Origin of the sequence: Mesorhizobium sp. ISC11, assembly GCF_037162595.1 — a bacterium.
GTDB lineage: Bacteria > Pseudomonadota > Alphaproteobacteria > Rhizobiales > Rhizobiaceae > Mesorhizobium > Mesorhizobium ciceri.
The window spans coordinates 4,970,151-4,985,000 of the sequence record NZ_JAVSPW010000001.1; the positions used below are offsets into that span (position 1 = coordinate 4,970,151).

Annotated in this window: 14 protein-coding genes and 1 tRNA gene; 6 read left to right on the top strand and 9 right to left on the bottom strand. The window is 62.4% G+C overall.

The window, feature by feature from the left end:
• Positions 1–43: 43 nt before the first annotated feature.
• The 3 genes from RPF88_RS24175 to RPF88_RS24185 all read right to left on the bottom strand — a co-directional run bounded on the left by RPF88_RS24175 (position 44) and on the right by RPF88_RS24185 (position 2,693).
• The gene (locus RPF88_RS24175; RefSeq protein ID WP_024504720.1) at positions 44–1,108 is read right to left on the bottom strand and encodes a SagB/ThcOx family dehydrogenase; all 1,065 of its coding nucleotides are present in this window, start codon (positions 1,106–1,108) and stop codon (positions 44–46) included.
• 428 nt (positions 1,109–1,536) lie between these two features.
• Entirely contained in the window at positions 1,537–2,286 is a 750-nt protein-coding gene (locus RPF88_RS24180; protein ID WP_024504719.1) for a helix-turn-helix transcriptional regulator, read from the bottom strand.
• 331 nt (positions 2,287–2,617) lie between these two features.
• Positions 2,618–2,693 (bottom strand) — tRNA-Ala (locus tag RPF88_RS24185).
• A gap of 160 nt (positions 2,694–2,853) precedes the next feature.
• On the opposite strand from RPF88_RS24185, the gene RPF88_RS24190 reads away from it, so the two are divergent.
• Positions 2,854–3,144 (top strand): YggT family protein, encoded by a 291-nt coding sequence (locus RPF88_RS24190; RefSeq protein ID WP_013528977.1) that lies wholly within the window; start codon positions 2,854–2,856, stop codon positions 3,142–3,144.
• Positions 3,145–3,157: 13 nt separating this feature from the next.
• Positions 3,158–3,475 carry a DUF167 domain-containing protein gene (locus RPF88_RS24195; protein ID WP_337123334.1) on the top strand — a complete coding sequence of 106 codons (318 nt, stop codon included), beginning with the start codon at positions 3,158–3,160 and terminating at the stop codon, positions 3,473–3,475.
• Positions 3,476–3,492: 17 nt separating this feature from the next.
• Here the strand turns inward: RPF88_RS24195 and RPF88_RS24200 are convergent, their stop codons facing one another.
• The 3 genes from RPF88_RS24200 to RPF88_RS24210 are packed head-to-tail and all read right to left on the bottom strand — an operon-like array spanning position 3,493 to position 6,243.
• A complete protein-coding gene (locus RPF88_RS24200) occupies positions 3,493–4,374 on the bottom strand; it encodes a MurR/RpiR family transcriptional regulator (protein ID WP_027163008.1) in 882 nt (293 codons plus the stop codon).
• Positions 4,375–4,384: 10 nt separating this feature from the next.
• Entirely contained in the window at positions 4,385–5,452 is a 1,068-nt protein-coding gene (locus tag RPF88_RS24205) for an ABC transporter ATP-binding protein (RefSeq protein WP_013528980.1), read from the bottom strand.
• A gap of 2 nt (positions 5,453–5,454) precedes the next feature.
• Positions 5,455–6,243 carry an SDR family oxidoreductase gene (locus RPF88_RS24210; protein ID WP_337123335.1) on the bottom strand — a complete coding sequence of 263 codons (789 nt, stop codon included), beginning with the start codon at positions 6,241–6,243 and terminating at the stop codon, positions 5,455–5,457.
• A gap of 183 nt (positions 6,244–6,426) precedes the next feature.
• Here RPF88_RS24210 and RPF88_RS24215 point away from each other — a divergent pair, with 183 nt between their 5' ends.
• From RPF88_RS24215 to RPF88_RS24230, 4 genes are all read left to right on the top strand, one after another.
• Positions 6,427–7,659, top strand: a complete 1,233-nt coding sequence (locus tag RPF88_RS24215) for an ABC transporter substrate-binding protein (protein WP_127368162.1) — start codon at positions 6,427–6,429, stop codon at positions 7,657–7,659.
• A 490-nt stretch (positions 7,660–8,149) separates the two neighbouring features.
• Positions 8,150–9,019, top strand: coding sequence for a carbohydrate ABC transporter permease (locus tag RPF88_RS24220; RefSeq protein ID WP_024504714.1), 870 nt, complete (start codon positions 8,150–8,152; stop codon positions 9,017–9,019).
• Positions 9,016–9,840 (top strand): carbohydrate ABC transporter permease, encoded by an 825-nt coding sequence (locus RPF88_RS24225; protein ID WP_013528984.1) that lies wholly within the window; start codon positions 9,016–9,018, stop codon positions 9,838–9,840. Before RPF88_RS24220 ends, RPF88_RS24225 begins: the two co-directional genes overlap by 4 nt.
• 24 nt (positions 9,841–9,864) lie before the next feature.
• Positions 9,865–11,340 (top strand): M81 family metallopeptidase, encoded by a 1,476-nt coding sequence (locus tag RPF88_RS24230; protein ID WP_337123336.1) that lies wholly within the window; start codon positions 9,865–9,867, stop codon positions 11,338–11,340.
• A gap of 164 nt (positions 11,341–11,504) precedes the next feature.
• Here RPF88_RS24230 and RPF88_RS24235 read toward each other — a convergent pair whose 3' ends face one another.
• The 3 genes from RPF88_RS24235 to RPF88_RS24245 all read right to left on the bottom strand — a co-directional run bounded on the left by RPF88_RS24235 (position 11,505) and on the right by RPF88_RS24245 (position 14,731).
• The gene (locus tag RPF88_RS24235) at positions 11,505–13,559 is read right to left on the bottom strand and encodes a M3 family metallopeptidase (protein WP_337123338.1); all 2,055 of its coding nucleotides are present in this window, start codon (positions 13,557–13,559) and stop codon (positions 11,505–11,507) included.
• A gap of 96 nt (positions 13,560–13,655) precedes the next feature.
• Positions 13,656–14,090, bottom strand: a complete 435-nt coding sequence (locus RPF88_RS24240) for a hypothetical protein (protein ID WP_013528987.1) — start codon at positions 14,088–14,090, stop codon at positions 13,656–13,658.
• Positions 14,087–14,731, bottom strand: a complete 645-nt coding sequence (locus RPF88_RS24245; RefSeq protein WP_023811712.1) for a carbonic anhydrase — start codon at positions 14,729–14,731, stop codon at positions 14,087–14,089. Before RPF88_RS24245 ends, RPF88_RS24240 begins: the two co-directional genes overlap by 4 nt.
• Positions 14,732–14,850 lie beyond the last annotated feature (119 nt).

A 14,850-nucleotide genomic window follows, 5' to 3' on the forward strand; every position in this document is an offset into this window, starting at 1 on the left:
CCTGGGGAACGCGTTACTGGCCGGACTGCACATTGTTGGTCGACTAATTGATGGATTGGCTCGCGGTGGACGGGTCTCTTTCCGGGGTCGAGAGGGTCAAGGCATAGATCGGTGCGTCGGTGAGACTGTCGAGACCAAGCAGCCGCTTGATGGCGGAATGATTGAGCGCGGCTGTCGGACATGCCGACAGGCCATGATTGGTCGCCGCCAGCATGATATTCTGGCCGATATGGCCGGCCTCGATCAGCACGACACGATAGGCGTTGGCGTCCTCATATTTCCACATCGTGCGATCGAGCCTGGCGCAAAGCAGGATCAGGCACGGCATGCTATCAGCCCACTCCTGTCCGCCGACCAGTTCGGAGATCTTCGGCAGATGGTTCGCGGAAATCCTGCCAAGGTCGTGATCGGCGGCGGAATAATGATAGACACCGGGCTCGAGGCCATCGACGCCGAGCGCGACCACATAGGCCTCATAGGGATTCCGCGCGCCGCCGGAAGGGGTCATGCCAAGCGGCAGGGTGCCAACGCAATTGGCGGTCTCGCCGATGATGCCGAGCCCTGCGAACAGGCAATCGGAAAGCTGTTTGGCTGTGATGGTGGGCTGAGCCGCCGTGCGGTTGGTGCGGCGCCGCGCCATCAAGCTAAGAAGTTCGTTGTCTTCCAGTGCATTCGGCAGCTGGATAGCGCCGGCGGAATTCTTGAGCAGGAGGTCCGGCTGCGGCGTATGGCCGGCGCGTTCTATCTGCCGCTCTTCCGCCTGCTCGATGGTCATGTATTCGCTGTCCTGGACGCAGAAATGCATCAGCGCCGTCGGAAGCCCCCAACTCCATTGTCCTGAAAATTGTTCCTCCTGCTCGGCGAGAGGCGATCCGGCGGTGACCAGGGCGGAAAAATCGAGCAACTGCGGAACGACAGCCTTCAACTCGGACTTCGACCACCCATGGGCGCGGGCAATGTCCGCCGTCGATGCCCATTTGTCCCACGATGCGAGAAGGCCGACCATCTCAGGGCTGCATTCGAAGACGCTTCTGGTCAGGAAGTTGCATGCCGTGACCTTGTTCGGTCCGGGGTAGAAAACGAGCGTTTTCGAAGAGCGCATTTTCATGAAGCTGGATGCCATCTGCGGAGCCGAGGCGCCGACAAGCGAACCGCTCGTCGGCGCAGAACGGCTTCAGCGCTTGTTGTAGTGCATACCCTGCGAAAAGAAGACGGTCTGCGTGCCGGCGGCAATCGTCAGCTTCGGAGCGTTAGTCACTTTCTTGGCCATTTTTATCCCTTTCCTGACCCCCATTTGGGATCCGTTGAAAGACCCCCAGAATGGGATCCGCGTGAAGAAAGGTAAGGTCGGAAGAGTTAATGGTTTGTTAAAATTATAGTAAAACCACGAGCCGAAGACGGACGTGTGGATTATCTTTCCTGGCATTAAAGTGTAAAATATCGATTTTATTCAGATACAGAGTAGACAATCGTTGGCATACGCTTTATCGGCGTACGCTTATTCTTATTTGGCGTAAGACACGGCGATCCGAGGGATTAGCCCAACCCGTCCCGGGTCAGGCTGACAACCAGTTGGTCGACGCCCGCATCGTCGAGGCTGATGACATGCGCCATGCTGATGGCATCCCTTGCCTGGATATTGGCAATGTCGCGCCGCATGATGACGGACACGAATGCCGGGCCGGCCTCCGTCAGAAGCATGGCCTTGCCCATCAGCACCGGTTCGGAGATGGGAGCCCATTGCACGGAGATCAGCGACGGCTCTCCGGTCTGTCGGCGATTGATGCCGCTGAAATAGATCCAGTTCAGCCGCGAGATCGCCACGCCATAGTGATTGCCGCGCGCTCGTGCCCAGGTCGATCCCTGGCGCTCCGACCATCCGGTGACCCTTCGGAAGGTGACCAGTTCGGCTTCGCGCCGCACGAAGGTCACCGAGCGCATCAGGAGGTCGAGGCGGCCCGGGATCGAGAAATAGGTGAAATAGGTGCCGCCCGCGATCGAAGGACTGGGAGGGCGGATCATCTGGTTGAACAGGCTCTCGGAAACCGGCGGCAGGCCACGCATCGCGGGCTCGGGTGCGCCGGGATCCTGGTACAGTTCGGCCTCGTCGATCCGAAAGTAATCGCATATCAGCTTGGCGGTGGCCTTGTTGGGAACGGTCTGCCCTTGCAGGTAGCGTTCGAACTGCGTGCGATTGATGTGCAGCTCACGGCATACCGCACTTACGGAGGCATGGTCCTTGCTCAGCCGTCTAAGATTTGCAGCGAGATTCTCGCGAATTGACACGTCTTTGCTTCCGCGGGCGGGTTTTTCATTTCAACTCGAAATCCATATAGCGTCTCCGGTCGCCCCCGCCGAAACGCCTTGGCCACAACGCACAGAAAAAACTGATTTGGTAACGTCAATTTAGTGGGGCGGTTTGCAAAAAAAACGGAAACAATCGACGAGCGCTTCCGCCATAAGTCCAATTGACAAAAGTCTTGCCGGAGATTGCGAAAACAGGCGGCGCGGCGCGCGGCCTTTTAGGCGCGCCGGCACGGCAAATGCCAGCCGTGGAGGCCAGCCCGGACGAGCGTCGCGGACTGCATATGGCGCGGAGAGCGAGGAATTAATCCGCTGGTGGAGCTGAGGAGGATCGAACTCCTGACCTCGTCATTGCGAACGACGCGCTCTCCCAGCTGAGCTACAGCCCCGTCCAGCGGATGGGCGCATTTATCGGGCGCCGCGGTTTCCTGTCAAGGCGGAGGTTTGCCGAAATCCAGTGGCCTGGCAGCCGTACCGGCGCACCGTGGCAGGCGGCCCTTGCCGGTTTCGCGTGCAATGGCTACATGTCGGCAACAATTGGAGACCGGCATGCTCGCCCTCATTCAGACAATCGTCATGGCGCTCGACCTCTACTGGTGGATCATCATCGCATCGGCGATCTTTTCCTGGCTTTACGCCTTCAACGTCGTCAACTCGCGCAATCAGTTCGTCGGTTCCATAGGCAACATGCTCTATCGGCTGACCGAACCGGCGTTGCGGCCGATCCGCCGGTTCATGCCGGACCTTGGCGGCATCGACATCTCGCCGATCATCCTGCTTCTGATCCTGTTCTTCCTGCGGCAGTTCATATTGACCAGTGTGGCGCCTCTGGTCCTGTGAGGCCGATGATCGTATGAGCGCGCCGTTTCGCCTGCGCGATGATGGCGTCGAGCTGTTTGTCCGGCTGACGCCGAAGGCTGCGCTGGACAGGCTCGAAGGCATCGAGACCACGGCGGACGAGCGAAGCCATCTGAAAGCGCGCGTCCGCGCCGTGCCGGAAAACGGCGCCGCCAATCATGCGCTCGAAAAGCTGCTGGCCAAGGCTCTGGGCGTGCCCGGGTCCGCTGTCTCGGTTGTCGCCGGCGGCACCGCGCGGCTGAAGACCGTGCGCATTGAAGGCGATCCGGCGACGTTGGCGAAAAGCATCGAGGCGCTCGGCCATCAGCCCTGATGTCCTTCCCGGAGGGCTCAATCGCCCAATGGCAAACGCGGATCGTCGACTTTCAACGTGTTCACGCTCTGCTTGATGCGGCGCAGATTTTCCAGAACCCTTGGTCCGCGCGTCTCGGCGACCGAGGTGACGATCATGTCGACGATCGACAGCAGCGCATAGCGCGACGATGTCGGCTTGTAGATATTGCCGTCTTCCAGCGACTGGAAATGGATGACCGTGTCGGCGACCTTGGCGAGCGCGGAGTCCGGCGGGGTGATGGCGATCGTGGTGGCGCCATATTGCTGGGCGACCTGCACCGCATCGATGACCGATCGTGCATAGCCGGAGACGGAGAAGGCGATCAGCGTGGTGTCGGGGGTGGCGACGGCAGCGTACATGCGTTGCAACTGTCCGTCGATTTGCGCCAGCACGGACACGCCAAGCCTGAACAGCCGGTTCTGCATTTCGGTCGCCATCATCGACGAAATGCCACCGGAGCCGATGCACAGCACATTGCCGGAAACCGCGATGCGTGCGGCGACGGCGACCAGCGTCGTCATGTCGAGGTTTTCGCTGGCGCGCTGGATGGCCGATATCGCCGCTTCGGTGATGGCGGAAGCGATGCGCTGTTCGCGGGCATCGCGGCTCAACGGCTCCGGCGACAGATACTGGCCGCCGATGGCGATGGCTTGCGCCAGATAGAATTTGAAGTCGCGCAGGCCCTCGCAGCCGAGGTTGCGGCAGAACCGCGTCACCGTCGGCTCGCTGATACCGACGCGCGCGGCAATTTCCGAAATCGCCGCCTTGGAAACGAAGTCGAGGTCTGCCAGCACGAAGCCGGCCAGCTTGCGATCCGACTTCGTTCCGTCCTGCGACATCAGCTGCAGGCGCGTGATGATGTCGGCCGGCGTCTTCATGCTGATATTTTCATAGAGGCAGGCCCGTCGCCTTGTCGAACAGATGGATGTTGCCGGGATCGACCGAGACCGGCAGCAGGTCTCCCGGCCTGACCGGCACCCTGTCACGGAATACGGCGCGTACCGTATCAGCACCGATAGCGCCATAGACATGTGTTTCGGAGCCGGTGGGCTCGACGACATCCACCCTGATCGCCATCGCGTCGACAGCCTCGCCGATGACAAAATGCTCGGGCCGGATGCCGGCCTCCACCGCGCTGTCCGCCGGCACCTGTTTGCCGGCAAGCGCCAGCCGCCCGCCACCGGCCGATTCGAACCAGGTTTTCTCAAGCGTCGTCTTGAGCGAACCCGAGACGAAACTCATCGACGGCGAGCCGAGGAAGGAGGCGACGAACTTGTTGGCCGGCCTGTCATAGAGCTCCAGCGGCGCCCCGACCTGCTGGATCCTGCCGCGATCCATCACGACGATGCGGTCGGCCATGGTCATAGCCTCGATCTGGTCGTGGGTGACGTAGACGATCGTCGACTTCAGCCGCTGGTGCAGCGCCTTGATCTCGACGCGCATCTGCACGCGCAATTGTGCGTCGAGATTGGACAGCGGTTCGTCAAACAGGAACACAGACGGTTCGCGCACGATGGCGCGGCCCATGGCGACGCGCTGGCGCTGGCCGCCCGACAGCTGGCGGGGATAGCGGTCGAGATAGGAGAAGAGATTGAGGACCCCGGACGCCTTCTTGACCTTCTCATCGATTACCGTGCGCGTCTCGCCGCGTATCTTCGGGCCGAAACCGATATTGTCCGATGCCTTCAGATGCGGAAACAGCGCATAGGACTGGAACACCATGGCGATGTTGCGCTGCTGCGGCGGCAGCGCGTTGGCGCGCACGCCGCCGATCAACAGATCGCCGGAAGTGATCGTCTCCAGGCCGGCGAGCATGCGCAGCAAGGTCGACTTGCCGCAGCCGGACGGGCCGACCAGGACGACGAACTCGCCGCTCTTGATATCGAGGCTGATGTTCTCGAGGATCTTGTGCTGCCCGAAGGATTTCGACAGGTCGCGGAACTCGACGTCGGTCATGCTCACGCTCCCAATATGTCGTCGATGAAGGGCAGGCAACCGGCGGTCAGTCCCGCGTCCACGGGCATCACCACGCCTGTTACTCCCGATGCGCGATCGGACGCAAGGAAAGCGACGGCTTCCGCCACTTCCGCAGCGTTGACGATGCGGCCGAGCGGATAGAGCCGCTGCAATTTGCCGAGGATTTCGGGATCCTTGGCAAGGCGGTGGTCCCAGGCGGCGGTGCGGATCGATCCGGGGCAGACGACATTGGCGCGCAGGCCGCTGCGGCCGAGCTCGACGGCGATCGCCTTGGCATAGGCGTTGATGCCGGCCTTGGCCGCGGCATAGGCGGGATTGCCGAAATGCGCGATGGCGTTGACCGAGGAGATGAAGACGACGCTGCCGGAGCCACGGCTGGCCATCGCCTTGACCAGCGGATCGGCGAAATTCATCACGCCGGTCAGGTTGAGGTCGAGTTCCTGCTCAATCCTGTCGGGGTTGAGCGCGGGGAGCGTCTCGGCGCGCGTCCAGCCGGCATTGTTGATGAGAATGTCGGGCACACCGTCCCGGTCGAGGATGACGGCGATCGCCGTGGCTATCGACGCCTTGTCGAGAAGATCGAAGACGTGGCGGGCGGCAAAATGCGGGCTCTTCAACGCCTCGCTCGACTGGTCGCAGCCTACGACCCTGGCGCCCCTTTGCGCCATCAGCGCCACGATGGCCGTACCGAGGCCGCCGCCCGCACCCGTCACAACGACAGTCTTGCCCTCGAATTCGGCCCTGCCTTCGAGTTCCGTTTGCGAAACCACCGTGCGTCATCCTCCGGGACCTCCGACAGGTCGTATCAGGCCTAGTCCACAAAATGTAATTAAGCAACATAATAATCTGCTTGCAAGCCCTCAAATCCTCGATAATGTAGGAAAGTCACATAAATCTTCTGCTTGGGTAACGAAGAGGCGCGCAGGCGCAAAAATCAAAATGGGAGAGTTCAAATGAGTCTTGCAAAATGGACTATCGGCCTGATGGCCGGAATGAGCATGCTGGCAATTGCGGCGCAGGCGGATGCGGGCGAGGTGCGGGTCACCGTGGCCGAGTACAGCGCCAAGACTGGCCCTTATTTCGACAGCGTCAAGAAGGAATTCGAGGCGGCGAACCCCGGCATCACGGTCAAGTTCGAAGTGGTGCCGTGGGATGTGCTGCTGCAGAAGCTGACCACCGACATCACCGCCGGCACCAATGCCGATCTGTCGATCATCGGCACGCGCTGGCTGATCGACTTCGTCCAGCAGGATGTCGCCGAACCGCTCGACGGCTACATCAAGCCCGACTTCAAGGACCGCTTCATCGACACCTTCCTGTCGCCCTCGATCATGGATGGCAAGACCTACGGCCTGCCGATCGCTGCCTCGGCGCGCGCCATGTATTACAACAAGGAGCTGTTCGAGAAGGCCGGCATCGCCAAGCCACCGGCAAACTGGACCGAGCTGCAGGAAGATGCGCGCAAGATCAAGGCTCTGGGGTCGGGCACGTTCGGCTTCGGCCTGCAGGGCAAGGAGATCGAGACCGACGTCTATTACTACTATGCGATGTGGTCCTACGGCACGGAAATCCTCAACAAGGACGGCACTTCGGGCCTGAGCACGCCCGGCGCGCTTGAAGCCGCCAAACTCTACAAGTCGATGATCGACGAAGGCCTGACCGAACCCGGCGTCACCTCCAACAACCGCGAGGACGTGCAGAACCTGTTCAAGCAGGGCAAGGTCGGCATGATGATCACCGCACCCTTCCTGTCCAACCAGATCAAGGACGAGGCGCCGAACCTGAAATACGGCGTTGCGGCCATTCCCGCCGGACCGACCGGCGCGCGCGGCACCTATGGCGTCACCGATTCCATCATCATGTTCAAGAACTCCAAGAACAAGGACGAGGCCTGGAAGTTGCTCGATTTCCTGTTCACCACGGAGCAGCGTGCCAAGTTCACACAGGGCGAAGGCTTCCTGCCGGTGAACAAGGAAGAGGCCAAGATGGACTACTACGTCAACAATGCCGATCTGGCCGCGTTCACCGCTCTGCTGCCCGACGCCCGCTTCGCGCCGGTCATCCCGGGCTGGGAAGAGGTCGCCCAGATCACGTCGGACGCCATGCAGAAGATCTATCTCGGCGGCGACCCCGAGGCAGGCCTGAAGGACGCGGCGGCCAAGGCCAATGCGGTGCTGAAGAAGTAGGGGCAGTGCTGAAGGAATAGGGCGTATCTCCCTGCGCCCGTGGCGCGCCCCAGATTCAGGCGGGGCGCGCCACATCTTGCAGCCTCGAGCAGAAAGATAGTTCGTCGATGTCAACGCCGCCCAGCCAGGCTCCTTTCCTCTCCCACCGGAGGGGGGAGAGGTGGCTCGGCGAAGCCGAGACGGAGTGGGGGAACCACCTGGCAGCCACCGCGAACGGATATAGGAAGAGCACCAGGCGCAAGCCTCGCCTTGCGCCCAAGGGGTCGACCCCCACTCCGTCGAACTTCGCTCGACACCTCTCCCCCGATCGACGGGGGAGAGGAAAGGGGCCCTTCCGCAACTGCTGCGGAGAACGGACGAGCAGGTGAGGGCAGCGCCGACGGTTGCAAGGAATCCTGAAGCGGTGCCCTGAGAAGAACGAGGCCGGACCAAGTCAATCTGTTAAGCCAGCGAAATCCAATCTCCCCGCAACGCGGTACAAAGCCAGCCGATGCAAAATCGTTTCTTGCCCTATCTCCTGACCTTGCCCAGCCTGTTTCTGGCGGCGGTGGTCATCTTCTGGCCGGTCTGGGACCTGATCCAGATCTCGACGCATGACGTCAGCCGCTTCGGCCAGCTTCGTGACTTCAACGACTTCGCCAATTTCGCGGCACTCGCTGCCGATCCCGATTTCACGGCCGCGCTTTGGCGCACCGGCCAATGGACGGTGATGGTGGTCGGCGGCGCGCTTCTCTTGTCGATCCCGGTGGCGATGATCCTCAACACCGATTTCTATGGCCGCGGCATTGCCCGCGTCATCATCATGCTGCCCTGGGCGGTGTCGCTGACCATGACTGCGGTGGTCTGGCGCTGGGCGCTGAGCGGCGAAAGCGGCATGCTCAATTCGGCGCTGATCGGCCTCGGCCTCATCGATCACAACATCCAGTGGCTGGCGAGTGCCGAAACCGCCTTTCCGATGCAAGTGCTGATCGGTATCCTGGTGACGGTGCCGTTCACGACGACGATCTTCCTCGGCGGGCTGTCGTCGATCCCGGACGATCTCTACGAGGCGGCGGCGCTTGAAGGGGCGACGCCGCTGCAGCAGTTCCGCGAAATCACCTTTCCGCTCCTGAAACCGTTCATCAACATCGCCATCGTGCTCAACACCATCTACGTCTTCAATTCCTTCCCGATCATCTGGGTGATGACGCAGGGCGGGCCGGCCAACTCGACCGATATCCTGGTCACCCATCTCTACAAGCTGGCCTTCCGCATCGGCAAGCTGGGCGAAGCATCGGCGGTGTCGCTGGTGATGTTCGCCATCTTGCTGGTCTTCACCATGATCTATGTGCGGCTGGCGATGCGGGAGCAACGCGCATGACGAGCAAGCTCAAGCGTTCGATCATCGCCTGGCTGCTGCTGGCGCCGCTGATTGTGGTGACGCTCTTTCCCTTCGCGGTGATGTTCCTGACCGCAGTCAAGCCGAGACAGGAAGTGCTGTCGCCGACCTGGTGGCCGAGCGAATTCCGCTGGTCGAATTTTTCCGACATGTGGGTGGCGACGGGCTTCGGCCAGGCGCTGCTCAATTCGCTCTACGTGTCTGTGATCGCCACCGTCGGCGCCATCCTGATCTCGGTTCCGGCGGCCTATGCGATGTCGCGCTTCCGCTTTGCCGGCTACGGCGCCTTGCGCCAGTTCCTGCTGATTTCGCAGATGATCTCGCCGATCGTGCTGGTGCTCGGCCTGTTCCGGCTGATGGCCGCCTGGGGCCTGGTCGAGAGCACGACGGCGCTCGGCTTCATCTACATGGCCTTCAACGTCGCCTTCACGGTGTGGATGCTGCAGAGCTATTTCGACACCATCCCCCGCGATCTCGAGGAAGCCGCCTGGATGGAGGGCGCCGGCCGCTGGCTGACCTTGCGCAAGGTGTTCCTGCCGCTCTGCCTGCCGGCGATCGCGGTGACGGCGATCTTCACCTTCATCAACGCCTGGAACGAGTTCGTCGTGGCGCTCACCATGCTGCGCAGCCAGGAAAGCTACACGCTGCCGATCCAGGTGTTTTCGCTGGTCGCCGGCCGCTACACCATCGAATGGCATCACGTCATGGCCGCGACGCTGCTGGCGACCTTGCCGGTGGCCATCCTGTTCATCTGGCTGCAGCGCTACCTCGTCAGAGGTCTGGCGCTCGGGGCGGTCAAATAGCGCCTATTCACGGACGGAGCTTTCATGCGCATTTTCACCGCCTCGCTGGCGACGGAAACCAACACCTTCTCGCCGGTGCCGACCGATAGGGCTTCGTTCGAGATGGCCTTCTATGCCGGGCCCGGCAAGCATCCGGAAACGCCGACGCTGTGCTCCTCGCCGATGGTGGCGCTACGCCGGCGTGCGGTGGCCGAAGGCCTCGACGTCATCGAAGGCACCGCCACCTGGGCGGAGCCGGGCGGCCTGGTGCAGCGGCAGACCTATGAGGCTCTGCGCGACGAGATTCTGGGCCAGCTCAAGGCGGCGCTGCCGGTCGATGCTGTCATCCTCGGCCTGCATGGCGCCATGGTGGCGCAAGGCTATGACGATTGCGAAGGCGATCTGCTCGAACGGGTTCGCGCGATGGTCGGGCCGGAGGTGGTGATCGCCGTGGAACTCGATCCGCACAGCCATCTGACACCGAAGCGCGTCGCGGCCTCCGACATTCTCGCCTATTTCCTCGAATTTCCGCACACCGATTTCTACGAGCGCGGCGAACATGTCGTCGAGCTTGGCCTGGCAGCAGTGCGTGGTGAGATCAACCCTGTCATTTCGACCTTCGACTGCCGCATGATCCAGGTGCTGCCGACCAGCCGCGAGCCGATGCGGTCCTTCGTCGATCGCATCAAGGCGCTGCACGGCAAGGACGGCGTGCTGTCGGTCTCCGTCATCCATGGCTTCATGGCGGCCGATGTGCCCGAGATGGGCACGCGCATCCTGATCGTCACCGACAATGACAAGGCCAAGGGCGACGCGCTGGCGGAACGGCTCGGGCGGGAACTCTACGCGCTGCGCGAAAAGACGGCGATGACGATGCTGAGTGCTGCCGACGGCATCGATCGGGCGCTGGCCGTGCGCACAGAAAATCCGGGCAAGCCGGTGGTCATCGCCGATATCTGGGACAATCCCGGCGGCGGTGTGCCCGGCGACGGCACCTTCGTGCTGCGCCAGATGCTGGCGCGTGGCCTGGACAGGTTCGCCGTCGCGACCATCTGGGATCCGATCGCGGTCACCTTCTGCCTGGCGGCAGGCGAGGGCGCAGTCATCGACCTGCGCTTCGGCGGCAAGGCCGGGCCGCAAGCCGGCGAGCCGATTGATGCGCGCGTGCGCGTGCTGAAGGCGGTTGCGGAGGGCTGGCAGAGTTTCGGGCCAAGCCGGGTGACGCTTGGGCCGACGGCGCTGGTCCGCCTCGAAGGCACCGAGGTCGACATCATCCTCAACACCAACCGCACGCAGACTTTCGAGCCGGATATCTTTTCCAACATCGGCGTCGATCCGCTAGCCAAGGACATGCTGCTGATCAAGTCGACCAATCATTTCTACGCCGGCTTCGAGCCGATCGCCGCCGAGATCATCTATGTCTCGGCGCCGAGTTCGTATCCCAGCAATCCGGCGGTGACCGATTACAAGAAGCTGACAAGGCCGGTGTGGCCGAGGGTTGCGGATCCGTGGAAAGTGTAGGGTTCTCCCTTCTCTCCTTGTGGGAGGAGGTGGCCTCGCGAAGCGAGGTCGGATGAGGGGTGTTCCAGCGGAGTGAGGCGTTGGCATTTCCTGGAACACCCCTCATCCGTCTCGGCGCTACGCGCCGATCCACCTTCCCCCACAAGGGGGGAAGGGAAAGCCAATCACGCCAGCCCGCGCTTGGCCATCATCGCTTCCGGCGACGGCATCTTGCCGCGGAAGGCGGTGTAGAGTTCTTCCGGATCCTTCGAGCCGCCGGCGGCGTAGATGTTCTTGCGCAGCCGCTCGGCGAGCGCCGGGTTGAAGGGGTCGCCGGTTTCCTCGAAGGCGGCAAAAGCATCGGCATCGAGCACTTCCGACCACATGTAGGAATAGTAGCCGGCCGAATAGCCTTCGCCGGAAAAGACATGGCCGAAATGCGGGGTGCGGTGACGCATGGCTATGGTGTCCGGCATATGCAGTTCTGCAAGCGTTTCGGCTTCGAAACGAAGCGGCGCTTCAGGCGCCTCCGCCCGCGCGTGATAGGCCATGTCCATCAAGGCGGAGGCGGTGAATTCGACCGTGGCGAAGCCGGCGCCGAAGGTGCGCGCGGCCAGCATCTTGTCGAGCAGCGCCTTGGGCATCGGCTTGCCGGTCTTGACGTGCAGCGCGTGCTTCTCCAGCACTGCCGGCACGGTCAGCCAGTGCTCGTAGAGCTGCGAGGGCAATTCGACGAAATCACGGCTGACCGAAGTGCCCGAAACCGAGGGCCAGGTGACGTCGGTCAGCATGCCGTGCAGCGCATGGCCGAACTCGTGGAACAGCGTCTTCGCCTCGTCGACCGACAGCAGAGCCGGCTCGCCCACCGGCGGCTTGGCGAAGTTCATGATGTTGTAGATGACCGGGCTTGCACCGTGGCCGAGCCTATAGCCGGATTGCAACGCGCTCATCCAGGCGCCGGATCGCTTTGACGGCCGGGCGAAATAGTCGGCCAGGAACAGGCCGCGCTCGCTGCCGTCGGCATTCTTCACCACGAAGACGCGGGCGTCCGGATGCCAGGCCGCGATGCCCTTTTTCTCTTCGAAGGTGATGCCGAACAGCCGTGTCGCCACGTCGAAGCAAGCGTCGATGATCCGGTCGAGCTGTAAATAAGGTTTCAGTTCCGCCTCGTCGAAGGCGAATTTCTCCGCGCGCAGGTTCTCCTGGTAGAAGCGCCAGTCCCAGGCAGCGAATTTTTCGTTGCTGCCGGCTGCGGTGGCCAGCCGTTGCAATTCGATCTGGTCGCTTGCTGCCTTCTCAAGCGCCTTCTCCCACACCGGATCGAGCAGCGCGTGCACGGCCTTCGGCGTCTTGGCCATGGTGTCGTCGAGCTTCAGCGCGGCGAAAGAGGCGTAGCCCAGCAGCTTTGCCTTTTCCGCCCGCAGGCGCAGCATGTCGCGCACCACGTTCGTGTTGTCGGTGGCGCCGCCATTCTGGCCGCGCATGGTGAAGGCGCGGAAGGCGATCTCGCGCAGATCGCGGCGTTCGGAGAAGGTCGAGAACGGCTCATAGATCGAGCGCGACAAGGTGACGGCATAGCGGCCCTTCTGGCCACGCATTTCGGCGGCCTCGGCCATGGAACTTTTCACGAAGTCCGGCAGGCCGGCAAGGTCGGCTTCATCGAGGAACAGCGCCCAGTCGCGCTCGTCGGCCAGTACATTCTGGCCGAAAGCCGTGCCGAGCGAGGACAATTCCTCGCTGATGCTTGCCAGCCGTTTCTTGCCGTCGGCGTCGAGCTTGGCGCCGGAACGGACGAAGCCCTTCCAGGTCTTTTCCAGCACCCGCAAGGTCTCTGCGTCGAGCTTCAGGCTCTCACGGCGCTGGTAGAGATCGTCGATGCGGGCAAACAGCCGCTCATTCATTGAAATCGCCGAGAAATGCCTGGACATTTTCGGCGAGATGTCGCGCTCTAGCGCCTGGATCGTCTCATTGGTGTAGGCGCCGGCGCGGCACCAGAAGATCGACGAGACACGATCGAGCGCTTCGCCGCCGAGTTCCAGCGCGGCAAGCGTGTTCTCGACGGTCGGCGCATCCTTGTTGCCGGCGATCGCCTCGATCTCGGCCTCGTGCGCCTTCAGCGCCGCGTCGAAGACCGGGGAGAAGTCGCCGTCGCCAATGCGCGTGAAATCGGGCAGGCCGAGCGGCCCCTGCCACGCGGTCAGCGGATGGGCGGCGAGGTCGACGGCTTTCGTGGAAGGCATGGACAGTCTTTCGTTGGTGGGGCAGGCAGGCGGGTCGTACCCGATGTAGGGCGCGGCCGGCGGACCCGCAATATGCGGATTTGGCCGATATCGCCCTCAAAAGCCGTCGCAGTTTTCGGCGATCGCCGCTTGTGAACTGGCGGTGATGCGGTTGTCGGTGACCGCGAAAGTTTCCTGCATCAGCATGTCGTTGTTGGGGAAATCGTAGCAGGCGACCACCGTGGTGACGCCGCCTTCGCTTTTCTCGATCCGGTGCCGGATCGCAGCACCGGCAACGGCACCTTTCCATTCGTCGATCGAAGCGATGAATTCCTGCTTGCTTTGCACGATGCCGAGGTCGTCCAGCTTGATGCGGACATCGTCGGCGAGCAGGTCGGACAGTTCCGTGCGGTCGGCGACCAGCAGCGCCGAATACCAGCGGCTGATGAGGGCACGATCATCGGCGCGGGCGGCAATAATCGCCAGCAGCAGTGCGGCCGCCACAAAAGCGACCGACCTGATGTTCACCAGCTTGCGCGCCGCCGCGTTCATCCCAGTTCCGGCCGTTCGAAATCGCCAGTCTCCTTGTTCATCGTCCAGAGTTCGCCGGTCGAGATATCGAACCAGGCCCCATGCAGCGACAGCCGTCCCTTGCCTTCGAGAATCGAGACGCAGGGAAAGGTTCTGAGGTTGGCGATGGAATAGCGGATCGAGATGCGCTCCAGCGCGGTCTGGCGCTCCGAAGCGGTCATGAAGGTGCTGGAGGAGACGGTTTCGGCCGCCGGCGCAATCAGGCTCATCCACTTGCCGATGAAGTCGCCCGGCGACAGCGGCGCGGAATTGGTGTCGAGCGCTGCACGGATGCCGCCGCAGCGGCCATGGCCCATGACGACGATGTTCTTGACCTTGAGGCTCTGCACGGCGAATTCAAGCGCCGCCGAGGTCGAATGGAACTCGCCGTCGGGTGCATAGGGCGGCACCAGATTGCCGACATTGCGCAGAACGAAGAGTTCGCCCGGCCCAGCGTCGAAGATCGCCTCGGGCGCCGAACGCGAATCGCAGCAGGCGACGATCATCGTCTCCGGCGCCTGGCCTTCGCGAGCGAGATCGCGATAGCGCCCGCTCTCGGTGAGATAGCGGCCATTCATGAAATTGCGATAGCCGGCGAGAAGATGTTCAGGGAGATGGGACATGGGCGGCGTCTGGAGCCTTTCCGGGTTGGATGCGGCAGCTCGTTGCGGTCTAGAGAGGCTCTAGCGGCAAAAGCCGGTCGCGAGCAATGCAGAATTATGAGGGCTGGCTAGAAATGCCA